30 protein-coding genes are annotated in these 23532 nt (G+C 63.3%); 16 read left to right on the forward strand and 14 right to left on the reverse strand.

Translation table 11 applies throughout. The features are described from left to right. Positions 1 to 90 precede the first annotated feature (90 nt). A complete protein-coding gene (locus P6U25_RS20175) occupies positions 91 to 2523 on the forward strand; it encodes a DUF4238 domain-containing protein (RefSeq protein WP_407146508.1) in 2433 nt (810 codons plus the stop codon). A gap of 108 nt (positions 2524 to 2631) precedes the next feature. Here the strand turns inward: P6U25_RS20175 and P6U25_RS20180 are convergent, their stop codons facing one another. Continuing rightward, the gene (locus P6U25_RS20180) at positions 2632 to 2904 is read right to left on the reverse strand and encodes a DUF2312 domain-containing protein (protein WP_280971838.1); all 273 of its coding nucleotides are present in this window, start codon (positions 2902 to 2904) and stop codon (positions 2632 to 2634) included. Positions 2905 to 3436: 532 nt separating this feature from the next. Between P6U25_RS20180 and P6U25_RS20185 the strand changes: the two genes are divergently transcribed. After that, positions 3437 to 4426, forward strand: a complete 990-nt coding sequence (locus P6U25_RS20185) for an LLM class flavin-dependent oxidoreductase (RefSeq protein ID WP_407146509.1) — start codon at positions 3437 to 3439, stop codon at positions 4424 to 4426. Positions 4427 to 4438: 12 nt separating this feature from the next. Here P6U25_RS20185 and P6U25_RS20190 read toward each other — a convergent pair whose 3' ends face one another. Then, on the reverse strand, positions 4439 to 4690 hold the full coding sequence (locus tag P6U25_RS20190) for a putative quinol monooxygenase (protein WP_407146510.1): 252 nt from the start codon (positions 4688 to 4690) through the stop codon (positions 4439 to 4441). 78 nt (positions 4691 to 4768) lie between these two features. Continuing rightward, positions 4769 to 6052 (reverse strand): cystathionine gamma-synthase family protein, encoded by a 1284-nt coding sequence (locus tag P6U25_RS20195; RefSeq protein WP_407146511.1) that lies wholly within the window; start codon positions 6050 to 6052, stop codon positions 4769 to 4771. Positions 6053 to 6208: 156 nt separating this feature from the next. Here P6U25_RS20195 and P6U25_RS20200 point away from each other — a divergent pair, with 156 nt between their 5' ends. Next, positions 6209 to 6730 carry a GNAT family N-acetyltransferase gene (locus P6U25_RS20200; protein ID WP_407146512.1) on the forward strand — a complete coding sequence of 174 codons (522 nt, stop codon included), beginning with the start codon at positions 6209 to 6211 and terminating at the stop codon, positions 6728 to 6730. Here the strand turns inward: P6U25_RS20200 and P6U25_RS20205 are convergent. From P6U25_RS20205 to P6U25_RS20215, 3 genes are all read right to left on the reverse strand, one after another. Then, positions 6707 to 7459: an ROK family protein gene (locus P6U25_RS20205; protein WP_407146513.1), complete on the reverse strand. Its 753-nt coding sequence runs from the start codon at positions 7457 to 7459 to the stop codon at positions 6707 to 6709. The two genes, P6U25_RS20200 and P6U25_RS20205, sit on opposite strands and share 24 nt — an antisense overlap. A gap of 122 nt (positions 7460 to 7581) precedes the next feature. Further along, positions 7582 to 7842: a PepSY domain-containing protein gene (locus tag P6U25_RS20210; protein ID WP_407146514.1), complete on the reverse strand. Its 261-nt coding sequence runs from the start codon at positions 7840 to 7842 to the stop codon at positions 7582 to 7584. Between the two features lie 512 nt (positions 7843 to 8354). Next, positions 8355 to 9038: an FMN-binding negative transcriptional regulator gene (locus P6U25_RS20215; protein WP_407146515.1), complete on the reverse strand. Its 684-nt coding sequence runs from the start codon at positions 9036 to 9038 to the stop codon at positions 8355 to 8357. 275 nt (positions 9039 to 9313) lie between these two features. Between P6U25_RS20215 and P6U25_RS20220 the strand changes: the two genes are divergently transcribed. Then, positions 9314 to 9487: a hypothetical protein gene (locus P6U25_RS20220; protein WP_280971857.1), complete on the forward strand. Its 174-nt coding sequence runs from the start codon at positions 9314 to 9316 to the stop codon at positions 9485 to 9487. A gap of 140 nt (positions 9488 to 9627) precedes the next feature. Here P6U25_RS20220 and P6U25_RS20225 read toward each other — a convergent pair whose 3' ends face one another. After that, a complete protein-coding gene (locus P6U25_RS20225; protein ID WP_407146516.1) occupies positions 9628 to 9903 on the reverse strand; it encodes a hypothetical protein in 276 nt (91 codons plus the stop codon). Positions 9904 to 9999: 96 nt separating this feature from the next. Between P6U25_RS20225 and pdxY the strand changes: the two genes are divergently transcribed. From pdxY to P6U25_RS20255, 6 genes are all read left to right on the forward strand, one after another. Then, positions 10000 to 10878 (forward strand): pyridoxal kinase PdxY, encoded by an 879-nt coding sequence (gene pdxY / locus P6U25_RS20230; protein WP_407146517.1) that lies wholly within the window; start codon positions 10000 to 10002, stop codon positions 10876 to 10878. Next, on the forward strand, positions 10875 to 11501 hold the full coding sequence (locus tag P6U25_RS20235) for a LysE family translocator (RefSeq protein WP_407146518.1): 627 nt from the start codon (positions 10875 to 10877) through the stop codon (positions 11499 to 11501). The genes pdxY and P6U25_RS20235 overlap by 4 nt, the downstream gene beginning before the upstream one ends. Further along, positions 11501 to 11845 carry a tRNA-binding protein gene (locus P6U25_RS20240; protein ID WP_407146519.1) on the forward strand — a complete coding sequence of 115 codons (345 nt, stop codon included), beginning with the start codon at positions 11501 to 11503 and terminating at the stop codon, positions 11843 to 11845. The genes P6U25_RS20235 and P6U25_RS20240 overlap by 1 nt, the downstream gene beginning before the upstream one ends. A gap of 148 nt (positions 11846 to 11993) precedes the next feature. Further along, the gene (locus P6U25_RS20245; RefSeq protein ID WP_407146520.1) at positions 11994 to 12224 is read left to right on the forward strand and encodes a DUF6894 family protein; all 231 of its coding nucleotides are present in this window, start codon (positions 11994 to 11996) and stop codon (positions 12222 to 12224) included. A 12-nt stretch (positions 12225 to 12236) separates the two neighbouring features. Further along, positions 12237 to 12386 carry a hypothetical protein gene (locus P6U25_RS20250; RefSeq protein WP_407146521.1) on the forward strand — a complete coding sequence of 50 codons (150 nt, stop codon included), beginning with the start codon at positions 12237 to 12239 and terminating at the stop codon, positions 12384 to 12386. A 230-nt stretch (positions 12387 to 12616) separates the two neighbouring features. Beyond that, on the forward strand, positions 12617 to 12853 hold the full coding sequence (locus tag P6U25_RS20255) for a DUF6894 family protein (RefSeq protein WP_407146522.1): 237 nt from the start codon (positions 12617 to 12619) through the stop codon (positions 12851 to 12853). Positions 12854 to 12981: 128 nt separating this feature from the next. Here the strand turns inward: P6U25_RS20255 and P6U25_RS20260 are convergent, their stop codons facing one another. Continuing rightward, the gene (locus tag P6U25_RS20260) at positions 12982 to 13167 is read right to left on the reverse strand and encodes a hypothetical protein (protein WP_407146523.1); all 186 of its coding nucleotides are present in this window, start codon (positions 13165 to 13167) and stop codon (positions 12982 to 12984) included. A 159-nt stretch (positions 13168 to 13326) separates the two neighbouring features. Between P6U25_RS20260 and P6U25_RS20265 the strand changes: the two genes are divergently transcribed. Beyond that, complete coding sequence (locus P6U25_RS20265) at positions 13327 to 14055, forward strand: class I SAM-dependent methyltransferase (protein ID WP_407146524.1); 729 nt, start codon at positions 13327 to 13329, stop codon at positions 14053 to 14055. 38 nt (positions 14056 to 14093) lie between these two features. On the opposite strand, the gene P6U25_RS20270 is transcribed toward P6U25_RS20265, so the two are convergent. Further along, positions 14094 to 14273: a hypothetical protein gene (locus tag P6U25_RS20270; RefSeq protein WP_407146525.1), complete on the reverse strand. Its 180-nt coding sequence runs from the start codon at positions 14271 to 14273 to the stop codon at positions 14094 to 14096. A gap of 27 nt (positions 14274 to 14300) precedes the next feature. Between P6U25_RS20270 and P6U25_RS20275 the strand changes: the two genes are divergently transcribed. Then, the gene (locus P6U25_RS20275) at positions 14301 to 14483 is read left to right on the forward strand and encodes a hypothetical protein (protein ID WP_407146526.1); all 183 of its coding nucleotides are present in this window, start codon (positions 14301 to 14303) and stop codon (positions 14481 to 14483) included. A gap of 78 nt (positions 14484 to 14561) precedes the next feature. Here the strand turns inward: P6U25_RS20275 and P6U25_RS20280 are convergent, their stop codons facing one another. Next, entirely contained in the window at positions 14562 to 15137 is a 576-nt protein-coding gene (locus P6U25_RS20280) for a septal ring lytic transglycosylase RlpA family protein (protein ID WP_407146527.1), read from the reverse strand. A 609-nt stretch (positions 15138 to 15746) separates the two neighbouring features. Here P6U25_RS20280 and P6U25_RS20285 point away from each other — a divergent pair. Further along, positions 15747 to 16667, forward strand: coding sequence for a hypothetical protein (locus P6U25_RS20285; RefSeq protein WP_407146528.1), 921 nt, complete (start codon positions 15747 to 15749; stop codon positions 16665 to 16667). A 109-nt stretch (positions 16668 to 16776) separates the two neighbouring features. Here the strand turns inward: P6U25_RS20285 and P6U25_RS20290 are convergent, their stop codons facing one another. Next, a complete protein-coding gene (locus P6U25_RS20290; RefSeq protein ID WP_407146529.1) occupies positions 16777 to 17406 on the reverse strand; it encodes a L,D-transpeptidase in 630 nt (209 codons plus the stop codon). A gap of 163 nt (positions 17407 to 17569) precedes the next feature. Here P6U25_RS20290 and P6U25_RS20295 point away from each other — a divergent pair, with 163 nt between their 5' ends. After that, positions 17570 to 17953, forward strand: a complete 384-nt coding sequence (locus P6U25_RS20295; RefSeq protein WP_407146530.1) for a hypothetical protein — start codon at positions 17570 to 17572, stop codon at positions 17951 to 17953. 10 nt (positions 17954 to 17963) lie between these two features. Here P6U25_RS20295 and P6U25_RS20300 read toward each other — a convergent pair whose 3' ends face one another. Beyond that, a complete protein-coding gene (locus P6U25_RS20300) occupies positions 17964 to 18746 on the reverse strand; it encodes an SDR family NAD(P)-dependent oxidoreductase (protein WP_407146531.1) in 783 nt (260 codons plus the stop codon). A 35-nt stretch (positions 18747 to 18781) separates the two neighbouring features. Further along, the gene (locus P6U25_RS20305; RefSeq protein ID WP_407146532.1) at positions 18782 to 19372 is read right to left on the reverse strand and encodes an NADPH-dependent FMN reductase; all 591 of its coding nucleotides are present in this window, start codon (positions 19370 to 19372) and stop codon (positions 18782 to 18784) included. A 177-nt stretch (positions 19373 to 19549) separates the two neighbouring features. Here P6U25_RS20305 and P6U25_RS20310 point away from each other — a divergent pair, with 177 nt between their 5' ends. Both P6U25_RS20310 and P6U25_RS20315 read left to right on the forward strand, forming a co-directional pair. Beyond that, positions 19550 to 19795 carry a hypothetical protein gene (locus tag P6U25_RS20310; protein WP_407146533.1) on the forward strand — a complete coding sequence of 82 codons (246 nt, stop codon included), beginning with the start codon at positions 19550 to 19552 and terminating at the stop codon, positions 19793 to 19795. A gap of 169 nt (positions 19796 to 19964) precedes the next feature. Continuing rightward, a complete protein-coding gene (locus P6U25_RS20315; protein ID WP_407146534.1) occupies positions 19965 to 22046 on the forward strand; it encodes a methyl-accepting chemotaxis protein in 2082 nt (693 codons plus the stop codon). 210 nt (positions 22047 to 22256) lie between these two features. On the opposite strand, the gene P6U25_RS20320 is transcribed toward P6U25_RS20315, so the two are convergent. Next, positions 22257 to 23420, reverse strand: a complete 1164-nt coding sequence (locus tag P6U25_RS20320; protein WP_407146535.1) for an acyl-CoA dehydrogenase family protein — start codon at positions 23418 to 23420, stop codon at positions 22257 to 22259. Positions 23421 to 23532 lie beyond the last annotated feature (112 nt).

The raw sequence follows: 23532 nt of genomic DNA on the forward strand, positions 1-23532 counted from the left end.
TCGCCGCGAAAATGCAACCCGAACGAACCATGAATCTCCACCAGTCTTAAAGGTGAAAGCGCCCAACACGCGGCCAGCCATTATCAATTCATGTCGAAAGCAAGAAACAACCACTATGTCCCGCAATGGTATCAGGAAGGCTTCTTCGAGCCGGGTCGCAACACTCTCGCTTACCTGGACCTGACACCGCCTCAAAGGGTACTGCGTGATGGGCGTACAATTGCCGAGAGGTCATTGTTCGATGCGCCAACGTCTCGCGCCTTCCGGCAGTTGGATCTTTACTCAACATTTTTCGGAACATCGATTAACGACGAGATCGAGCGAAAGCTGTTTGGCGATATTGATGGCCGGGGATCAACGGCAATACGTGCCTTCACCGGAGATGATATCAGCGAATGGCATCGCCACTTCCAAACCCTGTTTGAGTTCATTGACATTCAGAAAATTCGAACTCCGAAGGGACTCGATTGGCTGCAGACACAATATCCGGAGCTCACACAGAATGAGCTGATGTTTGAAATGCAGGGCATTCGCACGATGCACTGCACGATTTGGACGCAAGGTGTCCGCGAGATAGTTTCCGCCGGGAATGCTGAAGTGAAGTTCATTGTCAGCGACCATCCTGTGACGGTTTACAACTATGCTCGCTCGCCAGACACCTCCGTGTGCGCCTACCCACAAGACCCGGGAATTGCGCTGAAAGCCTCGCAGACGATTTTCCCTCTTAATCGCGACCTATGCCTCATCTTCACCAATCTCGAATACGCACAAGATCCGTCAACCAGTCCACTCGAAAAGCGAACCTTCGCCCGAAACTATCGACCGTCGATGGTTCGCACAGACTCCTTCATTCGTACGCGAAAATTGAACAGTCAGGAGGTGATGCGCATCAATCGAATTCTCAAGGCGCGAGCCCGCCGCTATATCGCGGCTGGACAGAAAGAATGGCTGTACCCCGAGAATTCTATTGTCGAACCATGGGAGGCGCTCAAGGATACTCTGCTGCCGCCGCGGGACGGCCTTTGGCAGTTCGGCGGCGAGATGTTCGCGCGTTTCGAGGATGGTAGCGTCTACTATCAAGATCAGTTTGGCCGTACCGAGAAGGAACGGGACTTCCTGATGAAGCCTGCGCCCGCCACCCCACCAGCGCCAAAAGACCAATGCGGTTGCGGGTCTGGATTTCGCTACAAAGACTGCTGCCTCTCGAAACCGCTGGCACTACGTTCGACTTGGACAGAACTGAGCATCCGGGAGAGAAACCTTACCCTCTTTAACGGCATCGTGGATTTACTCAATCTCGACAATGAAGAAACGGATTGGCTTGAGATCCGCCGCACACTGACCGATGACAAAATCCGAGAGATATACTTCTTGTTTCAGGCGCTTTGGCCGCTGGAAACAGACCTATTCCAAATGCTACCCAAACCCGACGGAACGCCTCGCGCGGTCTTCACCGGTCTCATTCATCCAACAACGATCAAGGACTTCGCGGTTGGCGCTTCTCTATATTTTGGAAGCATCATCATCCAGCATCCGTTTCAGCATGCAGGGACGGTGAGAGACGATTATAGCCCAGTCAAAAATCCAAGCGCGTATCGTCAAGAGTTTCTCAAGGACGTGTTGACATTTTCCGCGCTCATTCCTCTGATCGAGCTCGGATTGGTCAACCTGGTGCCAGATCCTTGCTACTTCGACGCCCACTTGCGCGATCAGATGCTGAATATGGCCAGACTCCGATCAGCTACGTTCGGGATCGACATGCGCAAAGAGACGCGCGCGAGAAAGCTAATGGAGGAAGATAGTAAACGCAGTATCCTGTCATTCCCGGAGGATATTCTGCGACACCAGATCTTAAAAATGTCGCCAAATCTAGGTGAGGACGCTCTAGCTGGGGTTCTCCAGCATATTGCCCATATACGTGAGAATGACCCATTAGCAGTGTTGCAGAATGAGCCGCCGGAAGTTGGAAGAAAGATTGGTCTTCTTAACTCTATGAGGCTTACCCCGAACTTTGAGATGGCAATCTATCTGGCACAGGCGACCGGATCTTGCATCGTGACCGACAGTCCCTATCGTTGGGCGGAACTCGGTCAGGCGACGGCTCGTAAACGAGTTCAGTCAGGCGTACAGCTTTCCGATCTGGTGTCCCGAATCCAGTCGTCAACGTTTGCGTTTCCTCAAAATGTTGTCGATGTGGCGACCCTATCGTCCAATAAGACTCTTGCTCACTATCAATCCCTAATGACGGACGTTTTCAGCTATCTCTCAAGGTCGGCCAAATGTGAACGCAAGCCGAATAGGGAAGCGAACCTAGCTGCGCGATTTACACGATTTCATGCGCCGGTGCAGGACGAGATAAACAGAGCGGGCGTACCCACGCACCTCGTCAAGATATCCTGTGTCTTCCCGTCTGGAGGAATCCAACATAACAACGTCAATCGGCTTCTGCTCATGTCTAGTTCGGAGAAGCATTTGCCCAACGTTCCGATGGCATTCTTGCTTCAGCAAGCAAGGGCGGATTAGCCGTAGCCGCCAATCCGCCACTCTCTGCAATTCGGTCGGCGGGTTACGCTTTCGCTAACCCGCTCTACTCGTCGCCTGCTTGTGGAGGTACAATGCCTCCCGCAAATCTCACGCTGCCTTCGCGGTCTTGTCTTCTGCCGGCGCCGTTTCCATCGCGCGCATGTAGAGATCGAGCAAGGTCTCGCGCTCGTCGCGCTCGTCCTGGTCCTGCTTGCGCAGCTTGATGATCTCCTTGAGGATCTTCACGTCAAAACCTTCGCCCTTCGCCTCCGAGAAGACTTCCTTCTTCTGCTCGCTCAGTTCCTGCATCTCTGCGTCAAGGTTCTCGATCCGCTCGACGAAGGAACGAATTTTTCCGCCGGGAATGGTGATGTCGGACATGGTGCCTCTTTGCTTGATGAGGCCGCGAAAATGAGAGCAAAGAGATGACCAATGTCTTAAGCTTGGCGGCCGCAGTCACGGCGAAACTGCGAACAGGAAATCTCCTTGGCGCGCGTTGGGCGAATAGCTCCGCGCAATGACGCGAGAGTGAGCACCTGGCACAGGAGACATCGCGCCGCGGTGGGCGCTTCCATGATTTCGGAATAATAGAAAGATATCACCGATTTGCCCGACACGTCAAGTCGCTGTTCCGAGTCCCGGCCGCAACCTACTTTGCATGGGGTTGTTTTCGGTATTTTGGGACGCGTCGCTTTGCTTCGTCGCTTCAGCGCCAAAATGGTCGCGAGCTCCTCGCAATGACAACGAAGAGAGCACTTGACGCATACCTCGGTCGCATCAGGTGGATTGACCGGCATGGGTACAGTATCCATATGGGACGAACGAACCGGCCGAACCTGCCGCTTCGGATCAGCCTGGACACGGCCGGCGATCGCAGGCCTCGTCCTTCATAGTCTTCCCTCCCGGAGCTCCCGTGCCCGCACTCTCCATTCTCGACCTCGTTCGCGTCACCCAGGAGACCGATGCGCGCGGTGCGCTCTACAATGCGCGCGATGTTGCGGTTCATGCCGAAGCCCTGGGCTATCGCCGCATCTGGGTGGCGGAGCATCACAACATGGCGGGCATTGCCAGTGCTGCGACGTCGGTGGTGATCGGCCATATCGCGGCGGGAACGACAACCATCCGCGTCGGTGCCGGCGGCATCATGCTGCCGAACCACGCGCCTTACGTGATTGCCGAGCAGTTCGGCACGCTGGCGCGCCTGTTTCCTGGTCGTATCGATCTTGGGCTGGGGCGCGCGCCGGGCACGGATCAGCTCACGCTGCGCACTCTGCGCCGCACGCCCGAGGCGGCGGAGAATTTTCCGCAGGACGTGCTCGAGGTGCAGGCCTTCCTGGCGGAAGCCGGTCCCAACCAGCGCATCCAGGCGGTGCCGGCCGCAGGCACCAACGTGCCGCTGTGGATTCTCGGGAGCAGCAATTTCGGCGCGATGCTCGCCGCCGAGCTCGGGCTTCCCTACGCCTTCGCCTCGCATTTCGCACCGGAGATGCTGCTTCCGGCGCTTCAGATCTACCGCACCCGCTTCAAACCATCCGAGCAGCTCGACCGCCCCTACACCATGGTCGGCGTCAACGTCATCGCCGCCGACACCGACACCGAGGCGCGCCGGCTGGCGACGACGCAGCAGATGTCGTTCACCAACATCTTCCGCGGCGCGCGTGGCCTCAGCCAGCCGCCGATCGACGACATCGAGACCTACTGGTCGCCGGCAGAAAAACTCCAGGCGATGCGGATGCTGGAACGCTCCATCATCGGCTCGCCCGACACGGTTCGCGCCGGCATCGATGCGCTGGTCGCGGAGACCGGCGCCGACGAGCTGATGATCGTGTCCGACGTCTACGATCACGCCAAGCGGCTGCGATCCTTCGAGCTGATCGCCAAGGCCGGCGGGATTGCTGGCTAGCGATTTTCCCAGCTACGCTTGACGTTCGAAAATTTCATTCCCCGACATCAAGATCACGTCGCCATCGAGGATCGCCTTCGCAACCTCAAAGAAGCGCGCCACGGCTTGCGAATTGTTGTGCCGGTCCATGGCCGCCTGATCCAGGTATCGCTCATAGGTCGCGAACACACAGGGATCAGAGCCATCTTGCGACACGTAGTAGCCGACGGTGGACGGCTCATTGGCCCGCACATGATCGGCGACATCAAGCAAGGCTTGCCGCATGGTGGCTTCGTGCCCTCGCTTGGCCCTGATGATCGCTGATATCGTCAACATGCTGCTGCTCCTGCCCGACCCATTCGTTCACACCCCGCTCAGCGCCTGGGCGATATCCGCCACCAGATCCGACGGATGCTCGATCCCGATCGAGAGGCGGATCGTGGAATCAAGCACGCCGATCTTCTTCCTGATATCGGCGGGCACGCCGGAATGCGTCATCGTGGCCGGCAGGCTCGCGAGTGACTCGGTGCCGCCCAGGCTCACCGCGAGCTTGAAGATTTGCAGTGAGTTAAGGAATTTCTCCGCCGCGGCCTGGCCGCCGACGATGTCGAAGGAGAACGTCGAGCCGGCGCCGGAGCATTGACTGGCGAATACCCGGCCCGCGGATGATGCCGCGTCGTGGTGACCGAGATAATGCACCTTCGCCACCCTCGGATGGTCGCGCAGATAGTCGGCCACGACCGCGGCATTGCGGTCGGCCTTCTCCATCCGCAGGCCCAGCGTTTCCAGCGAACGGCTGATCATCCAGCAGGTGTGCGGATCGAGCTGCGTGCCAATCGCGCCGCGCAGCGCTTTGACGTCCTTCATGAGCTTCTTCGAGCCGAGCGCCGCGCCCGCGATCAGGTCGGAATGGCCGCCGACATATTTCGTCAACGAGTACAGCGACAGATCGGCGCCGTGCTCGATCGGCCGCTGGAACACCGGCCCGAGCAGCGTGTTGTCGCAGGCGATCACGGGCGTATGCCCCTGCGTCTTGCCGATCATGTCGGCGATGCGCCTGGTGAGCGCGATATCGACCAGCCCGTTGGTCGGATTGGCCGGCGTCTCGATGAAGATCATCGACGCCCTGCCCTTGCGCATCGCCTCCTCCGCCGCCGCGCGCATGGTCGCCTCGTCGATGCCGTCGGCAAAGCCCACGGCTTCAATCGAGAGCCCGGCGAGCGTCTTCGCAAACAGCGTCTCCGTGCCACCATAGAGCGGCTGCGAATGCAGGATCACGTCGCCAGGCCGCGCGAAGGCGAGCACGGTGGTGGAGATCGCCGACATGCCCGACGAGAACAGCGCGCAGCTCTCGGTGCGCTCATAGATCGCGAGCCGGTCCTCGACGATCTCGCTGTTCGGATGATTGAAGCGCGAATAGACCAGCCCCGCTCCCATCCCTTCCGGCGGCTCGCGGCGCCCTGCGACAAAGTCGAAGAAGTCCTTGCCGTCCTCGGCGGTTCTGAACACGAAGGTCGAGGTCAGGAATACCGGCGGCTTGACGGCGCCTTCCGACAGTTGCGGATCGTAGCCGTAATTCAGCATCTGGGTTTCCGGATGCAGCACGTGATTGCCGATGTGGGTTTTCGACGGAAACGGTTTCACCACGGCCTGTCTCCTTGTCCTTGAGGGAGCGTCGAGCTGGCGGCGACTCCCGGAATCCCTGGCCCGAACACTAGCCCGGTCCGGCCGCGCGGGATACGCTCGAACGGGATTTGCTGATGTCGCGGGGTCAACTCAATGAGACTGTGCTCGCACCGACTCGTGCTGCGCGCGTGGCAGGAACCCGACAAGGCTCGCTTTGCGGGGATGTGCGCGGACCCCGCCGTGATGCAATATCTGCGTCCGCTCCCGACACGAGCATCCAGCGACGCCTGGATCGACTATCAGCTCGAGCATCAGTCTTCGCACGGGTTCTGCATGTGGGCTGTCGAGTTGCGCTCGTCGGGCGCCTTCGTCGGTGCAGCCGGGCTCATGGTGGTCAATTTCTCGGCGCACTTCACGCCCGCTGTGGAAGTCGGTTGGCGCCTGGCACGCGCCTTCTGGGGACAGGGGTTTGCCACGGAGGCGGGTCGCGCGGCGCTCGACTATGGCTTTCGGGAGTTGGACCTTCGCGAAATCGTCGCGCATGCAAGCATCCACAATGCGCGGTCGCACCGCGTCATGGCTCGGCTCGGCATGTCGCACAACGACGCCGACGATTTCGATCATCCTCGGCTTGAAGAGGCAGATCCGCTCCGCCGGCAAACGCTCCATCGCGCACTACGAAGCGACTGGCTGGCCTAGCGCGGGCGCCTGCTTATCCCCGGATCTGGCTCCGCCCTTGCCCCACAGGCGAAATCCGCCTTCGAACGCGTTGGCATTGGCGCCGAATCGCACTTTTCGCGGCAGATTGTCGATCTTGTCGGCATTGCCGCCGCCGAGCACGACGTAGTCAGGCTGGAGCGCGGCAAACAGTCGCTCCAGCACGTCGTCGACCGCCTTGCGCCATTTCTTCTTGCCGCGGCGTTTCAGGCCGGCGGCGCCGACATAGTCCTCGAACGTTTTGCCCTTGCGGTACGGCATATGACCGATCTCCATCGGCTCCGGAATGCCGTCGACGATCATCGCGGAGCCGAGGCCGGTGCCCAGGCCAAGGAACAGCATGCGGCCACCGCGGTAGCTGCCGATCGCCTGCATCAGCGCATCGTTGACGACCTTGGTCGGGCGGCCGAATGCCTTGCGGAAGTTGAAGCCGGCCCACCCGCGCCCGAGATTGTGCGGCTCCGCCAGCGGCCGGTTGTGGACCACAGGTCCGGGATATCCGATCGCGATGACGTCATAGGACCAGTCCTTGGTCAGCGCCTTGACCTGGCGCACCATCGCCTTTGCTGACAGATCGGGACCCGACGCGAACTCGCGCTTGACGCGCTCCTTGTCTGTCATGACCTTGACATGCGAACCACCGACGTCGATCGCCAGCACCGTCGGCCGCGATCTCCGCCTTGCGCTCCGCTTTGCGGTTGCCTTCGCCATGAATGAATTAACGCCTCGTGGGGAAGCACGTCGGACGTGCTCCCCCACGACGGCAAACAGAGCGCCGATGTTCGATCAAGTCCGTATCACGTCATTCGGCGCTGTGAAGCTGCTGGTGCCGGCTACCAACCGCGGTCCACGTTGCGGATCTCGCCGGTCCGCGAATCGACGTCGACCTTCATCCAGCGGCCGAGACGGTCGCGGCCTTCAATCTCCCATTCGTCGCCGAGGAACTCGGTATCTGACACCGTTGTGATGCCGACACCGGTTGCGACGTCAAGCGCGGCCTCCATCGACATCTGGTCACCGGAATCAAAGGCCATCGCAGGCGTCGCTGCGCCAAGCGCCAGAGCTGCGACAATGGGAAGGATGATTTTTCGCATGGCTCCTCTCTCCTCTCGAACGGTTGCGCTGCATAAAACGAGTGGCGATGCGATCGGTTCCGATCGTGGAGATCACGAAACCACAGGACGTTGCGGTATTCCGGCGACTGCACGGCAGTTCCGCGCGCGATCAACGCCGGCATTTTGTTCCCGATCCGACTCCATTTTGTTCGCAAAGAACGAATCGGAGTCGGCCAAATCGACACGAAGTAAATCCTAACAATACGTTCTCAATGCGCGATGCAGATAGCGTCATTGCGAGGAGCGATAGCGACGAAGCAATCCATGCTTCCGCGGACGCCGCGCGATGGATTGCTTCGCGGAGCCTGTCATCGGGCGCGCGTTGGCGCGACCCGTTGGCTCGCAATGACGGGATAGGAGCTTTGTTCGCGATCCGACTCCATTTTGTTCGCAAAGAACGAATCGGAATCGAGAAAATCGGCGCGAAGCAATTGCTAACAACAGGTTGCTTCGACCTGCATGAGATGCGGACGCAAATGCTGTTTGCCGATCTATTTGCGAGGTGCGGCGGACCAGGCGTCACTCACCCGTGCTCCGATGCCTTCATATCGAAGCTCCGGCCGCAGGGCCCGCATCTTGCCGGCAAGCCGCCGGCTTCCGCTCTCGTCAGCGCGCGCGAGCTGGTTGGCGACCGCGACGTGGTCCTCATCGCTCTTGTGCTGATTGAGCTTTGACTGCCCTTCGATCTCGTCGACGACGAGGTCGATCACCCTGATCGCCGCAAGCATCGTCTCGCGCTTGTTCGGCTCCATCTGCGCGAGGTCCCAGGGCTGCTTCGGCAGCCGTGCCTCGGAGACTGCGAGCAGCTTATCGCCGTGGTCGCGGTTCGCGCTTGCCCCACGCAGATGTGCGACGCCGGACAGATGCACCGCTTCGTAGAGCCAGGTTGAAACGTTGTCGCGTGAGGCGTACCAGTCGTTCGAGACATAGGCATCGTCGCCGGCGACGATCAGGAGAAAGCGCCGCTTGCCGTCGGCGAGTTCGACCAGTGGGTTCTTTGCCGTGAGATGGATCTGCGCGATCGCGCGGCCGTCGCGCTGCGCGATCACGAAGGGCACATGCGAGCCGCGCGGGCCGCGCTCGTCGGCGGCAACGATGACGCCGAAGCCGCGTTCGGCTGCGAATCTGAGCGCGCGCTGCTCCTCGATGCGGAATTGGGGACGCAGGATATGCATGAGGTGAGCTCGGGGCTGGCGGATGATCGGTGTCCGCAAGGCTAGTCTATTCTGACCGAAGGGTCACGGTTCGCGCTCACCGCGGGGGCGATGATCCGCGCCGTGCGCAAGTCAAAATACAAAGCCGGAGTGTTCTTCGGTCTCACCTGTGGTCCTACCTCCCGCTTTTTTATTGCGCGGGACCCATGGGTGTGAAACCTGTCGCGAGAATGCGGACTCGCATCCCCAGATATCACGGGTTACGCTGTCGCCATGCCAAGCACAGGGATGCCAGCATGAACGGCAACCGCTATTACGGCGTTCGCGTCGAGGGCGCCAAATACGGCGTGGGATTCGGCTCGGCGCTGGCGATCGCAATCTCCTACACCAACAACCACTCGATCCTGTGGGCGATCATCCACGGTATCCTGGGCTGGCTCTACGTCATCTATGTGGCCCTGTTCAAGTGAACCGACCTGAACGACAAAAAGCCTGCGACGAGGTCGCAGGCTTCTTGCAAATTGGGGTGAGACACGCATCCGCGGTCCCGGGCGCGGTGACCACGCGGCCAGCGCAGCGCGCGACGCTCAAGCCGCGATTGCGATGCCGGTCAGCGGACCGTGCGACCGACGGTTTCGCTCGGGCCGGCCGCGGCCCTGATATGCAGTCGCGGCGTCAGAACGCTGCGCTGATGCGGCGTGAGCGAATTCGCCACAGTCGGCTGCTCCTGGACATCCGCGGCTCCCAGCACCTGGAGTTGGACGGAAGAGATCGGCAGGCCCGCCTTTTCATAAGTCGGCAGTTCCGCCGCGGAGGCGGCGGTGGCGGCCGTCATTGCGATCATGGCGGCCAGTGCAGTGGACAGCGACAGTTTCTTGTTTTTCATAGCAGTTCTCCTGGTGGGATCGAAATACGGAGCTAGTCAACTTTTGCTGCATTGCAATAGCATGATTCTGCATCGCACAATGATGTGATTGACCGCATGACCGTGATCTCCATCCAGTCACAGGTCGCCTGGGGCCATGTCGGCAACAGCGCCGCCGCCTTCCCTATCCAGCTCCACGGCATCGACGTGATTGCCGTGCCGACCACGCTGCTCAGCAACCGGCCGGGCTATCCGACCATCCGCGGCCGGGTGCTCGACGTGCAACTGGTCGCCGATCTGCTGCGCGGGATCGAGGAGCGCGGCGCCATCGACGGCGCGCAGATGATCCTGTCCGGCTATCTCGGGTCGTCCGACATCGGCCAGGAGGTCGCCGACTTCGTCGCGCGCGCCAAGGCCAAGAACCCTGCGCTGCGCTATTGCTGCGATCCCGTCCTCGGCGATCGCGATCGCGGCATGTTCGTCCGCACGGACATTCCGCCCCTGGTGCGCGACGAGCTCTGTCCGCTGGCCGACATCCTCACCCCCAACCATTTCGAGTTCGAGTTTCTATGCGGCGCGAAGGCCGGCACCATCGACGACGTGGTCGCGCAGGCCCGCAAGCTCATCGCCCGCGGCCCGTCGACCGTCGTCATCACCAGCGCCGAGCTGGCCGACACGCCCGCCGGCGAGATCGAGACGCTCGCGATCGAGCGTAGCGACGCCTGGCGGGTGCGCACGCCGCGCCTGCCGATCAGCCCGTCCGGGACGGGTGACCTGTTCGCCGCGCTTCTCGCATCGGCGCGCGTACGCGGGCTGGCGACGCCTGATGCGCTCAGTCACGCCGCATCCGCGATCTACGGCGTGCTGGAGCGCACGGCGCTCCGGAGGACCGAGGAAATGCGCATCGTCGAAAGCGCCGAGCTGATACGTCACCCGCCGCGCCGCTTCGGGGCCGTTGCGATCGCGGCACATCCGCATCCGGGACGCGCCTCATGATCGACATCACCACCCTGCTCACCTACATGGCCGTCGTGCTCGGCCTGTTCCTTATTCCCGGCCCGGCCGTGCTGCTCGTGCTGGCCCGCTCGGTCACCGGGGGCCCGCGCGTCGGCGTCGCGACGGGGCTTGGCATCGCGCTCGGCGATCTCGTCCATACCGCGATGGCGACGTTTGGCCTGTCCGCTGTGCTGATGACGTCGGCGCTTGCGTTCTCGGTCGTGAAATATGCCGGCGCGATCTACCTGATCGTGCTCGGCATCCGCGCCCTGTTCGAGAGAAACGACGAGCTGCATCTGCCGCGCGCGCAGCCGGTCGATGGGCGCCGTGCGTTCCGGCAGGCGATCGGGGCGGAGATGCTCAATCCAAAGACCGCGCTGTTCTTCCTCGCCTTCCTGCCGCAGTTCGTCCATCCCGAGCACGGCTCCGCCGTCGCACAGTTCGCGGTGCTCGGCCTGGTGTTCGTCGCAATGAGCGCGGTCTACACCTCGCTGCTCGCGCTCGCCGCCGGCCAGATCAGTCCGTGGATCAGGCGGCATCGCAGCATCGGGCGCTGGCAGGGCCGCGTGGTCGGCACCATCTACATCGCGCTCGGCGTCCGCCTCGCCTTTCAGGAACGATGATGTCCCCGCTCAAGCCACCAGCCAGTTACGACGATTTCGCCCGCCTCGATATCCGCATCGGCAAGGTCGTCGAGGTGCAACCCTTTCCGCGGGCGCGCAATCCGTCCTACAAGGTCGGCGTCGATGTCGGCGCCGAGCGAATCATGTGGTCGAGCGCGCAGATCACCAATTATGAGCCCGCGGCACTGGTCGGCTCGCTCGTCGTCTGCGTCTGCAATTTCGCTCCAAAGAACATCGCGGGCTTCACTTCGGAGCTGCTGATCCTCGGCGCCAAGGACGCCGCGGGCCAGGTGATCGTGCTCGGCCCGCGCAGCGAGGTCGCGATCGGCGAGCCGATCTTTTGAGATCACGCGATGATCACGGGGCATCACGGGGCGTTGATTCAAATCGTCCGTTTTCCCCGTAGTTCTCCGATGGGGGATCGCCCGGATTCTCGGCGAGCACGCGCCCTGCTATCTCAGCGTGTGAGAACGCTGCCACGGGAATCAGAACATGTCAGCCGTCTTTTTCCACTGCTCCGACGACCAATACGTGTTGCTCGACCGTAATGGCGCCATGATGGACCTTGCGGAAGCGCGCGAGCATGCGGAGCGCATCGTGCGCAGCTACGTCATGACACCGAGTGCGGAAGATTGGCGCAACTGGGTCCTACATGTCACGGACGATCTCGGCGATCAACTGTTCGAGCTGCCGTTCACCGCCGTGCTCGGCGAGCTGCACTGAGGGAGAACGGCGATGCCGCTGCGCCGCTGTCTCGCCGTCCTCGTGACCCGTTGCCAGGAGCTGATCGACAGCGTCTGCCATCCCTATCGTCCCGAACTGCACTACATGCGCGGGCCCGGCCCGAAGTGGCGCGCCCGGCATCACGCCGCGGCGCGCGATTAGTCATGCATCTTCTGCAGAGAAAAGGCCGACGGGCGTTACGCCGCCGGCCTTCTCCTGCAGTTGCCGGCTCCCGGAGTCCGGTTCCACTGCGATTCCACCTAGGCCGAGCCTGCGCCTACTCATTTAATCAAATCTTAACGAGCGCGCGGTGAGCTGGATCACAGTGCATCTTAGGGAACCAGGCGACTCAGTGTTACCCTGTGGTGCATACCGAAACGGGGAACTTCGGCATGCCATACTACACATTTGATCTTGTGGTAGGAGAAGAGTTCCGCAATCAGGGAACCATCATCCTCGAAGACCTCAGCGTTGCCTCTGATCGCGCCGATCAGCTCGCGAGCGAATTGGTGCAGGTCAAGCCAGAGCTGAAGGCACGCGGCTGCGCCGTCCGCGTGACCGACGTCGACCGCCGCGAGCTCTATCGCACGCCGCTCGACCCCGTGCCGCGATGGCGCCGGGCGAGCTAGCGCTCCCGGCTCCAGGTCTGGAGGATGGATGAGCGTCGCAAGCCGCCGCGGCGCTCGGGATTGAGACAAGAATGATCCAGCGGGTGCGTCCGCTGGACCATTTGATTGATGACCGTTCCGGCTGGCCGTCAGCTTTGATGCGGTCCGCGCATCATCTTGATCGCGTCCTCGATATTGCGCCACTCGCGGGCCTCTTCCATCTCGCCCTTGCTTTCACACGTCACGGCATTCTGAGCGGCCTCGGCGATCGCCTGCAAACCGTGTTTCTGGAGCATTTGACGCGCAATGGTGTGGATTTGCGTCTGGGCTATCATAACGCTCTCCTCGATTGTCCTTTGCCGGAGGGTAGATTTGCATCAGAACCGCCCAACGCGATGTCTGGTTCCAAAGGACCGGGCCGAGCGCTGCAATCGTCCCGTTCCCAGACAATGGTCCGGCGGGTTGCAGAGCTGTCTTCACGAACCACGGTAGCCATGGCGCAGAACATCTATGACGATCCCGGCTTCTTCGCCGGCTACAGCCAGTTGCCGCGACAGGTGCGCGGGCTTGTCGGCGCGCCGGAATGGCCCGCTATCCGCGCGATGCTACCGGATGTCGCGAACAAGCGCGCTGTCGACCTCGGTTGCGGATTCGGCTGGGCGGCGCGCTGGATGCGTGAGCAAGGTGCATCTGCCGTGCTCGGCCTCGACCTCTCGCACAACATGATCGCGCGCGCGAGAAGCATGACCGACGATCCGGGAATCACTTACGAGATCGCCGACCTCGAGACGCTCGAGTTGCCGCAGGCGTCCTTCGATCTCGCCTATAGCGCCCTCGCCTTCCACTACGTCAAGGATTTCGATCGCCTGGCGCGCACGCTGCATCGTGCGCTGACGCCGAACGGACTTCTGGTCTTTACCATCGAGCATCCGACCTACATGGCGGCCGCCCATCCGCGCTGGTTGCAGGACGACGACGGCCGCAAGACCTGGCCGGTCAACCGCTACTTCATTGAAGGCGAACGCCGGACCGATTGGTACGTCAAGGGCGTGCTGAAATATCATCGCACCATCGGCACGACGCTCACCGCGCTGATCAGCGCCGGCTTCGCTCTACGCCACGTCGAGGAGTTCTGCCCGACGCCGGAGCAGATCGCGGCCATGCCTGAACTTGCTGAAGAGCTTGAGCGTCCGATGATGCTGCTGGCCTCGGCGCAGCGCTAGAGCAATGGCCGACCGGCGCGACGAAGCCGGCGCCGGCCTCACGCGGCCAGCAGCTTGTCGAATTCGTCCGGCGCGTAGGATTTTCCGTCGTTGTCGGTGATCACGACCCGCCATCCCTCGCTTGCCCAGATCCGGGCCTTGGCGACGATCAGCCAGGTGCTTTCCCGTTCAACTCTCACCGTCTCGTTGTCGCGTTCTGCGACCATCTTGTAGGCCAACGTTGAACCCTCTCCTGACGCACGCCGATGTCGGTGTCCAGTTGGCAGCGTCTTGCGGCCGCAATTCGCCGGGAGCGTGACAATTTGGTGAAGGCCGCGCGCGGCACGGATCGAGGCCGCACCGTGGGATCGCGCCTGCGCGATATTTCCTATCAATGTCGTCATCGAGAGGGCGCCGAGCGCTGCGATAACCGGGTCGGCAAGACGTGATGCGCCCAAAAGAAAACGCGGGCAAAAGTCCCGGAGCGCGCGTGCTCAGGTTGACGCTTCCGGCCCGCACATGAGAGCTCACTCCACCACGTCAAGCCTGACGTTCGCCACGCCCTTGCCAACCATGCCGAGCGATTGCGCGGCCGAATAGGACACATCGACGATGCGACCGGGCACATAGGGTCCGCGATCATTGACGCGCACGGTTACCGAGCGGCCGGTCTTCACGTCGGTCACGCGCAGCTTGGTGCCGAACGGCAACGTCGGATGCGCAGCGGTCAATTCAGTCCCGTCGAACTTCTCTCCGCTCGCGGTCGGCTGCGCCTCGCTGTAGAAGCTCGCGAGCCCTCGCGACGCAGCCTTGGTATCGCCAGCCCTGCTGCGCGATGCATAGCGCGCGTGCGTGTGCGTGACCGCAACGCGCGTGCGCGCCGGAGACGCCGCGCTCCGCGTCGGCTCGGTCCGGCTCGCGAGCGCCTGCGATCGTTCGCTGACGACGGTCGATTGTGCGCAGGCCGCAAGCGACGCCGCGCCGATCACGGCAGCGAGCAGACGGAGCGCTTTTCGCGCATGAGCAGATGAAACCGAGAGTGCGGCGCTGAATGCGCCGCGGTTGACGTCGACGTTCGAAATAACAGCCCCGTCGCGTGACATGTTGTATCCCCAACTCGCGCCCCCAGCCCAAGCCGAAAATCCAACATCGGCCTATCACCCGAATCCAATCGGGGCGGAACGGAGGCGAACGTGGCGGGACGAGGCTTGCGCGGAGCGATTTCCGCGTGAGTGTGTTGATCTGGCCACAACCAGTGCTGGTTATTGTCGTCGACATCTCCTGAGACGGTGAGCCGGACCGCGTGCAGCCTCGCGAAGTGACCGATACCGCATCTCAATATCGTTCGCCTCGAAACACCGGCATCAGCAACGCTGCCGCCTCAATTGGGGCGCCCCAAACTCCCCAACCTCTCCACTCTCTTGCCTTGGTTTGGTCAAACCGGACTGGAGTGGTGCGGAGGGCCAAGGGTCGATACAGGACGTAAATTCGCCGGCCGCCCATTTGCGGTTTGACCTTGGACTGACAACGGGGACCGCCAAATGCAATTGACACATTCGAAGGACACAGATCCGCACGACATTTTCGCGATCGAACCTGATTTCACGCCGCGCTCGGCCCCGGCAAGCACGGGATCGCCAGGGCTTCGCGAGCCGCACTTCGGTCCGAGCCCCTCAGCGCCTCCGTCAGTATCGCCAGTTGCTGCGCCGCCTATGACCGGGGTGCCGCCGGTCGCGCCCGCGGCGCCGCCGATGTATCACGCCGCCGGGACATATCACGCCGCGGGAACCGGCGACATCAGGCTCAACCAGGCGCCGTACGATCAGGTGCTGCCGACCAGCAACAAGTGGGCGATCCGCATTTTCTGGTTCCTGTTCGCGATCGCCAGTGCGGCGGGCGCCGCGGCTTGGCAACACTACGGCGATCGCGCCAAGCAGATGGTGGCGGAGTGGGCTCCGCAGGTCGAGATGCTGACGTCGCTGCTTCCGGGCAAGACGGCGCCTGCTGCCGACCAGGCGAGCGCGCCGGCCGCTCAGACTGCGGCTGCCGATCAGCAGGCTGCTCAGGCAGCGCCGGCCGCCTCAGAACCGCAAGCATCTGCCCCGCCGCAACAAGCAGCCGCTCCACAGCAAGACGTTGCAACCGCGGCTTCGGCGCCTTCTCCGTCACCGGCCCCCGCAGCGCCGGCGGCCGCCACCGCTACGCCAGCAGCGCCGGCCGCAGTCGCGGCTGCGCCGGATCAAACGCAGTTGCTGCAGTCGATGGCACACGATCTCTCGTCAATGGGGCAGCAGATCGAGCAGCTCAAGGCGAGCATTGACCAGCTCAAGGCGAGCCAGGATCAATTGTCTCAGCGCCTGGCGGCGCGGACGACCGAGACCAGGGCCACCGATGCGCGGCCTGCACCGCGTCCGCGCGCTGCGGCGCAGCCGCACACGGCGGTCGCACCGCCGCCGGTGCGCCGGCCGACACAGGCGTACGTCCCACCGCCGCCGCCCGCGCCGCTGCCGCCGCCCACCGCACCTTCGTCGCAGACCATGGCGCCGCGCCCAGTGCAGTCGGCGCAGCAGCCCGCCGTCGTCGACGCCGACGACGGTGGTCCGGTGGTTCGGCCACCGATGCCGGTACGCTGAGGCTGACCCGAGTGCGGACAAGCGCCCGCAAAAACGTATGGCGGACGACGTAGCCGTCGCCCGCCATCTTTCCGTAAGCGAGACCGCTGCCCCGCCCGTGGACTGGGAATTAAGCGCTCTGTCCAGGCGGCAGCACGACCACGGTCGCGCCCGGCTTGACCCGCTGATAGAGATCGATCACGTCCGCGTTGGTCATGCGAATGCAGCCGGACGAAATCGCCTGCCCTATATATTCGGGCTGATTGGTGCCGTGGATGCGATAGAGCGTGTCCTTGTTGTCCTGGTAGAGATAGATGCCCCGCGCGCCCAGCGGATTGGCCGGTCCGCCGGGGACGCGAGCCGGGTACGGCCCGAGCCGCGCCTGGATCTCCTTGGTCGGAACCCAGTCGGGCCATTCCGCCATACGGCCGACGGTGGCGACCCCGGAGAAGGCCATCGCCTCCTCACCGACGGCGACGCCGTAACGGATCGCCTTGCCTCCGGGCAGCACGTAATAGAGGTAACGCGCATCGGTATCGACCAGGATCGTGCCCGGTTGCTCGCGACGCGTGTATTGGACGATGTGGCGCTGGAACTGCTCGGGGATACTGGCCCGTGCATAAGGCGGGTGCGCCAGCAACTGCCTGTCACGCGGCGTCATCGCGGCATCGGATACGGGTGCGAGCGTCGCCTGCATGCAACCGCCGAGCGCAAACGACCCCGCCAGCACTACAACAAGCCCCAACTTCGACACGATCATTCTCCCCTGCGACAACTTGCGCCACCTGTGGCCGAAATCGTGCTCAAATCGTGGCAAGGCTGCCCGGAACACATCCGTTTGATCTGTTCTTTCCGCGAGTGTGTCCCAGCGGTTGCAGTGAGTTCCCGCGGACGCTAGCCTTGCGAAAAATCGGGAGGATTTGATGCGATATGCACTGATGTTCGCGGGCCTGGTTATGGCTGCAACGCCGGCCCACGCCGCCGACCCGCACGAGGCCTATGTCACAATGGTGCTGCAGGCCTTTGCCGCAAAGGTCGAATGCCCCGGCACTGATCTCGTCTATCAGGACCTCGTGCAGAAGGCGCAGGAACTGCACCTGCCTGACGGCACCACTGACCAGGTGCGCAAGGCGATCGCCTATATGCACACCGGCGGCAAGATGGGCGAGAAGCAGTCCGACTCGTTGATGCGAGAGGTCGCGATTGCAACGCAAACCACCGATCTCGACCAACGCCGCCTCGGCATGACGACCTGGTGTCGCGACCAGAAGTCACGGCTGGCGGGCTACATCAGGACCAAGGAGTAGGCGCTGAACCTCACTCCAGCTCGGGCGGCGCAAACCAGTTGGTGAGCGACAAGCCTCCGTCGACCACAATCGACGCGCCGGTGACGTAGCCGGACAGCCTGTTCGACAACACCGCCAGCGCCATCGGCGCGAGATCCTCCGCAGCGCCAAGCCGCCCAAGCGGGATATGTCGCGCAAGCGCAGGATCCGCGACGAAGCCGCCGGCTGCGATCGCACCGGGTACAAGCGCGTTGACTCGGATGCCATAGCGGCCCCAGCTCTTGGCAAGCTCCTTCACCAGCATGGCCATGCCGGCCTTCGCCGTCGAGTAGTGCGGCAGATTGCGCGGAGTGCCGGCATGCAGCGAGGTAAGCAGCAGGAACGAGCCGGGTGTCTTCGCTGCGATGAGCCTGCGCGCCAGCTCGCGCGACAGGTGAAAGCCGGCATCGAGATTGACCGCGTGCATCTGCCGCCAGGTCTCCTCGTCAACCATCATCGCGTGGTCGGCCTCGCGCCGCGGTGGTGAGGCGCTATGCACGAAGTGCGTTACCTGGCCGACCGCAGCTCGTGCATGCGCCAGCAACGCGTCGCACGCCTCTCGGCGAACGAGGTCGCCGACCCAGGGTATCGCGAGTTCGGGACGCGGCGCATGCTTGATCGCGGCGGCGACCCGGTCCTCGTGCAGATCGGCAAACACGGTGCGCACGCCCTCACCGACCAGCGCCTGCGCGATCGCGCGGCCGATGCCGTTGCCCGCACCCGTCACCAGCGCCACCTCGCGTGCCGGGTCAAATGGTGAACTGAAGAGGCTCATGATCTCCGACCTCCGGAAGTCGCGACGTGGTGCCGTCAGTACGGCGGTGCCTTGTGCGCCCGCTGCACTTTGGCTGCTTCCATCCACCAGGCGAGGTCTTCGGCAAAGCGAGGGAAGGCACGCTCCAGCGCCTTGCCACCTTCACCGATCGGCTTGCCTTCGGCCGACAAGGACTGGCCGATCGGACCGGCCGCGATCGTGCTCGAGACCACCACCATGCCCATCTCGGAGAGCGTGCCATGCCAGGCCGTCGCGGCACGCGCACCAGCGAAACGCCCGGCCGAATAGCTCGCGATCGCGGCCGGACGCCAGAACCATTCCTCGAGGAAATGATCGGTGAGATTCTTCAGCCCGGGCTGGACGCCCCAATTGTACTCGCCGGTGACGAACAGGAAGCCGTCGGCTGCGCGGATCTTCCCGGCGAGCATCTCAAGCGCGGCCGGCGCCTGCCCCTTCGGATATTCCTTGTACATTCGGTCCAGCATCGGCAGCCCGATCGCCTTGGCATCGATCAGCTCTGCATCGTCGCCGCGGGCGCGAAAACCGTCGACGACGAAGTGAGCCAGCCGAATGCCCATGCGGTCGGAGCGATAGGAGCCGTAGAGAACGAGAATGCGATGAGACATGACGGGCCGATCCTACCATCCTGTAGCGAACCCGTCCTGCGCCACCGCGGGCAGACGTTAACAGCCACGGCGGCTCGTTTTCCGGCTGTTAATCAATCCCCGACCGGCTGCCCGACGCGGCCCAAAATTGCCAGATTCGTTTTTTGGATATGGATGCTTCGAGAAGGAGAACCCGACATGCGGATCGCAGGGCTGGTTTTCGCCAGTTCGCTCGCAGCCATCGCTGCTATTGGCGCGCCTGTGCTGGCGAAGAGTTCCGACCGGCAGAAAGCCGACGAAAAAACCACCACGTCCGTGGGCTGCCAGGCCTACCAGCAGGCCGCTGACGGTAGCTGGACGCAGCTTCCCTGTGGCGAGGCCGGCTCGAACGGCACGACACAGCATCGTAGCGCGACCAAGGGCGCGGACGAGGACGAGCACTGACCTCAACGCCGCGCAGGCCGATGGGCCCGCGGCTGACCGGATTCGACTTTCGGCCTATCTCTGACATGGCTGCGATGCGGCTGCGCGCCGGATCGTCAACCCAAGCTTAATGTGCACCCGGTAGGGTTGAGGCCCTCACCTCACTCTCGTCCAGAAGGGCGCACAGCACATGAAAATCGGTACTCTCCTGACGACCGCGATCGTCTCGCTTTCCGCGGTCGGTGGCGGCCTTGCGGCCTATGTCGCCGTAACGAAGTACCAGACGATGGACAAGGTTTCGACCGCGCAGAGCCGGCTCGAAATCGTCCGCGCCGTCGGCGACATCCCGCGCTACATGAACCCGGAGCGCGGCTATTCCACGAACCTGCTGTTCAGCACCGGCGCGATTGACCAGACCCAGCTCGCCGGCCTCGACAAGCTGCGTCATCTGACCGACGGCGCGCTTGCCAAGGTCAATCAGGTGCGCGCCACCCTGCCCGGCTCACTCGACGACGGCGAGACGGTTGCGAGCGCGATCGATGCGCTCAAGGCGAAGTTTGCCGCGCTCCGCGACGCGATCCAGACCGCGATCGCGGGGCCCGTCGACGCCCGCCGTGCCGCCGCCACCAAGATCGTCGCCGACAACTCCGTGTTCAACGCCGGCGTGACCACGCTGCTCGACGAGCAGGTGCGCCGGCTCGCCGGTCTTGATGGCAACGCCTTTCGCCAGGCCAACTACGCCAACGTCGCCTGGACCCTGCGCGACATCGGCGGTCTCGATGCCAGCCTGCACAAGGCGCTGGTCGGCGCGCGCCGCCCCGCCACCGAGCCCGAGAAGATGGAGCTGTTCCGCAGCAGCGGCAGAACCCAGCAGATCCTCACGACGCTGCAGGAGCTGCGCAACAATCCCGCCACGCCCGCAAACGTCATGACCGCGCTCGGCAAGATGCAGACCGACTATATCGAGCGCTTCGGCAAGGCACTGAAGCTTGCCAAGGAGGGCGCGCTGTCCGGCAAATATGAGCAGGATGTCGACAGCTACTACGCGGAGTCGCAAGTCGGCCTCGCCTCCATCGTTGGCGTCCGCGACGCCTTCTATGACAATGCCGAACAAGGCCTTGCCGCTGCGTATTCGTCGGCGCGCCTCAGCTTCGTGGTGGCGCTGATCGGATTGATCGCGGTCGCCGCGATGAGCGCCGGCCTCATCGTCATGGTCCGCCGCCGGATCCTCACCCCGATCGCCGCCCTCACCGGCCGCATGTCAAGCCTCGCTACGGGCGACGTCGCCGCTGAGATTCCGGGCGCCGCCCGCAACGACGAAATCGGCGCGATGGCCGCCGCGGTGCAGGTGTTCAAGGACAACAAGATCGAGGCCGACCGCCTCACCGCCGAAAAGGAAGCCGAGAACGACATCAAGATGCGCCGTGCCCGCGTGCTCGACGATCTCACCCGTGGGTTCGAAATCAAGGTCACGGAACTGGTCGGCGGACTGTCGTCGGCCTCCGGCGTGATGGAGGACACCGCCCGCTCGATGTCCTCGACCGCGGCGACGACCAATCGCCAGGCTGCCGTGGTCGCGGCCGCATCGGAGCAGACCTCGACCAACGTGCAGACGGTGGCGAGCGCGACCGAGGAGCTGACGTCCTCGATCTCGGAGATCGCGCGCCAGGTCGCGACCTCGACCGAGATCGCCGCGCGCGCGGTCGATCATGCCCGCCGGACCGGCGACACCGCCCGCTCGCTCGCCGAGGGCGCGCAGAAGATCGGCGACGTCGTGACGCTGATCCAGAGCATCGCCGCGCAGACCAACCTGCTGGCGCTCAACGCGACCATCGAGGCAGCGCGCGCCGGCGAAGCCGGCCGCGGCTTCGCCGTCGTCGCCTCCGAGGTGAAATCCTTGGCCGGTCAGACCGCCAAGGCAACCACCGAGATCTCCGAACAGATCACTGCGATCCAAACCGCAAGCGACGAGACCGTCACCGCGATCAGGAATGTCGTCGACGTCATCACTGAAATCGACCAGATCGGCACCGCCATTGCCGCCGCGATCGAGGAACAGGGTTCGGCGACCCAGGAGATCGCGCGCAGCGTCCAGGAGGCCGCGCGCGGCACCCAGGAGGTCAACTCCAACATCTCCGGCGTCCAACGCGCCGCCGACGACACCGGTGCCGCGGCCACGCAGGTGCTTGGCGCGGCCGAGCAGCTTTCGACGCAGTCGAAGGATCTGGCCGGCCAGGTCAATCGCTTCCTGTCCGACGTGCGCGCGGCTTAGCCAATGCACGCGCCGCGATGAAGGATCGGCTCTTTCCACGTCATTGCGAGCCACCGGGTCGCGCGAATGCGCGCCCGATGACAGGCTCCACGAAGCAATCCACGCTTCGGCATATGCGGAGCGATGGATTGCTTCCGCTTTCGCCAAGGCTTCGGCGGGCAAGTCGTTGCATTGCTTCTCGCAATGACCGGTTCGAGAGCTCGGCGGCCTCTAGCCGCCGCGCAGCCCGAGCACGCGGCGGGCGATCGCCTGGCGATGCACCTCGCTCGGCCCTTCGTACATGCGCATCAGGCGGGCCTTCTGCCAGAGCGCATTGAGCGGCAGCTCCAGCGTCATGCCGAGCGCGCCCAGCGTCTGCATGGCGTGGTCGCAGGCCTCATAGGCCATTTCGGTCGCAAACACCTTGATCATTGAGGCCTCGTGCCGGATGTCCTCGCCGCGATCGGTCTTGTCGGCGGCGTCGCGCACCATCAGGCGGCAGGCATGCATGCGCGTTGAGATGTCGGCGATCCACCACTGGATCGCCTGGCGCTCGGCGAGCTTGACGCCGAACGTCTCGCGCTGCTTGGCGTGCTCGCACAGCATCTCGAGCGCGCGCCTGGTGATGCCGATGCAGGTCGATCCCATCTCGAGCCGCCGCGTGCGCAGGCGTAGCTGCATCGGGGCGTAGCCCTTACCGACCTCGCCGAGCACGGAGTCCTTCGGGATACGACAGTTGTCGAACACGAGCTCGTAGGTCGAGCCGCCGCCGAGCATCGGGATATCGCGCTCGATGATGAAGCCCGGCGTCCCCTTCTCGACGATGAACGAGGTGATGCCACCCTGCCGCTGATCGCTGCCGACGCGTGCCATCACGATGATGAAGTCGGCGACGCGTGCGTTGCTGATCCAGATCTTGCGGCCGTTGATCACCCACTCGTCACCCTCGAGCACCGCGCGTGTCTTCATGCCTGCGGGATCGCCGCCGGCACCGGGCTCGGAGATCGCGATCGCCGAGCTCATCCGGCCCTCGATGTAAGGCTGCATGTATTTCTTCTTCTGTGCGTCGGTGCCGACCGCCTGCAGCATGCGCAGGTTCGGCGTATCCGGCGGCAACCCGAACGGCACGCAGCTACGGCCGAGCTCCTCGTTCACCGCCGCCATCGTCCGCGTTGGCAAATCGTGGCCGCCGAGATCCTCGGGCGCGTCGAGGCCCCACAATCCGAGCTCCTTCGACACGTCGCGCAGCCGCTTGCGCTGCTCTGCCGTCAGTTCGGGGTGATCGCTGCCGGGCAGCCGCGATCTCAGATATTGCGGCTCGAGCGGGATGAGTTCGCGATCGACGAATTTCGCGACCGTCTCGCGGATCATGGCTGTCTGTTCATCGTCGCTCATCTGATGTCCTCGCCTGCGTTGTTGTGTTTCAGGACACCAGTAGCGCATTTCGGAGCGACGCAAACAGCGGAAAATGCGAGTCAGCCGCGACGCAGGCAGCGGGTTTCACGAT

The sequence above is a fragment of the Bradyrhizobium sp. ORS 86 genome, assembly GCF_045571475.1.
In the GTDB taxonomy this organism is placed as follows: Bacteria; Pseudomonadota; Alphaproteobacteria; order Rhizobiales; family Xanthobacteraceae; genus Bradyrhizobium.

Excerpts from the sequence above, each read along its gene's own strand:
- P6U25_RS20175 (WP_407146508.1), top strand. The coding sequence starts at position 91 with ATGTCGAAAGCAAGAAACAACCACTATGTCCCGCAATGGTATCAGGAA.
- P6U25_RS20180 (WP_280971838.1), bottom strand. The coding sequence starts at position 2,904 with ATGTCCGACATCACCATTCCCGGCGGAAAAATTCGTTCCTTCGTCGAG.
- P6U25_RS20190 (WP_407146510.1), bottom strand. The coding sequence starts at position 4,690 with ATGCGGCAAGCCTTGCTTGATGTCGCCGATCATGTGCGGGCCAATGAG.
- P6U25_RS20205 (WP_407146513.1), bottom strand. The coding sequence starts at position 7,459 with ATGGCGAAGGCAACCGCAAAGCGGAGCGCAAGGCGGAGATCGCGGCCG.
- P6U25_RS20210 (WP_407146514.1), bottom strand. The coding sequence starts at position 7,842 with ATGCGAAAAATCATCCTTCCCATTGTCGCAGCTCTGGCGCTTGGCGCA.
- P6U25_RS20215 (WP_407146515.1), bottom strand. The coding sequence starts at position 9,038 with ATGCATATCCTGCGTCCCCAATTCCGCATCGAGGAGCAGCGCGCGCTC.
- P6U25_RS20220 (WP_280971857.1), top strand. The coding sequence starts at position 9,314 with ATGAACGGCAACCGCTATTACGGCGTTCGCGTCGAGGGCGCCAAATAC.
- P6U25_RS20225 (WP_407146516.1), bottom strand. The coding sequence starts at position 9,903 with ATGAAAAACAAGAAACTGTCGCTGTCCACTGCACTGGCCGCCATGATC.
- pdxY (WP_407146517.1), top strand. The coding sequence starts at position 10,000 with ATGACCGTGATCTCCATCCAGTCACAGGTCGCCTGGGGCCATGTCGGC.
- P6U25_RS20235 (WP_407146518.1), top strand. The coding sequence starts at position 10,875 with ATGATCGACATCACCACCCTGCTCACCTACATGGCCGTCGTGCTCGGC.
- P6U25_RS20240 (WP_407146519.1), top strand. The coding sequence starts at position 11,501 with ATGTCCCCGCTCAAGCCACCAGCCAGTTACGACGATTTCGCCCGCCTC.
- P6U25_RS20245 (WP_407146520.1), top strand. The coding sequence starts at position 11,994 with ATGTCAGCCGTCTTTTTCCACTGCTCCGACGACCAATACGTGTTGCTC.
- P6U25_RS20250 (WP_407146521.1), top strand. The coding sequence starts at position 12,237 with ATGCCGCTGCGCCGCTGTCTCGCCGTCCTCGTGACCCGTTGCCAGGAG.
- P6U25_RS20255 (WP_407146522.1), top strand. The coding sequence starts at position 12,617 with ATGCCATACTACACATTTGATCTTGTGGTAGGAGAAGAGTTCCGCAAT.
- P6U25_RS20260 (WP_407146523.1), bottom strand. The coding sequence starts at position 13,167 with ATGATAGCCCAGACGCAAATCCACACCATTGCGCGTCAAATGCTCCAG.
- P6U25_RS20265 (WP_407146524.1), top strand. The coding sequence starts at position 13,327 with ATGGCGCAGAACATCTATGACGATCCCGGCTTCTTCGCCGGCTACAGC.
- P6U25_RS20275 (WP_407146526.1), top strand. The coding sequence starts at position 14,301 with ATGTCGGTGTCCAGTTGGCAGCGTCTTGCGGCCGCAATTCGCCGGGAG.
- P6U25_RS20280 (WP_407146527.1), bottom strand. The coding sequence starts at position 15,137 with ATGTCACGCGACGGGGCTGTTATTTCGAACGTCGACGTCAACCGCGGC.
- P6U25_RS20285 (WP_407146528.1), top strand. The coding sequence starts at position 15,747 with ATGACCGGGGTGCCGCCGGTCGCGCCCGCGGCGCCGCCGATGTATCAC.
- P6U25_RS20290 (WP_407146529.1), bottom strand. The coding sequence starts at position 17,406 with ATGATCGTGTCGAAGTTGGGGCTTGTTGTAGTGCTGGCGGGGTCGTTT.
- P6U25_RS20295 (WP_407146530.1), top strand. The coding sequence starts at position 17,570 with ATGCGATATGCACTGATGTTCGCGGGCCTGGTTATGGCTGCAACGCCG.
- P6U25_RS20300 (WP_407146531.1), bottom strand. The coding sequence starts at position 18,746 with ATGAGCCTCTTCAGTTCACCATTTGACCCGGCACGCGAGGTGGCGCTG.
- P6U25_RS20305 (WP_407146532.1), bottom strand. The coding sequence starts at position 19,372 with ATGTCTCATCGCATTCTCGTTCTCTACGGCTCCTATCGCTCCGACCGC.
- P6U25_RS20310 (WP_407146533.1), top strand. The coding sequence starts at position 19,550 with ATGCGGATCGCAGGGCTGGTTTTCGCCAGTTCGCTCGCAGCCATCGCT.
- P6U25_RS20315 (WP_407146534.1), top strand. The coding sequence starts at position 19,965 with ATGAAAATCGGTACTCTCCTGACGACCGCGATCGTCTCGCTTTCCGCG.
- P6U25_RS20320 (WP_407146535.1), bottom strand. The coding sequence starts at position 23,420 with ATGAGCGACGATGAACAGACAGCCATGATCCGCGAGACGGTCGCGAAA.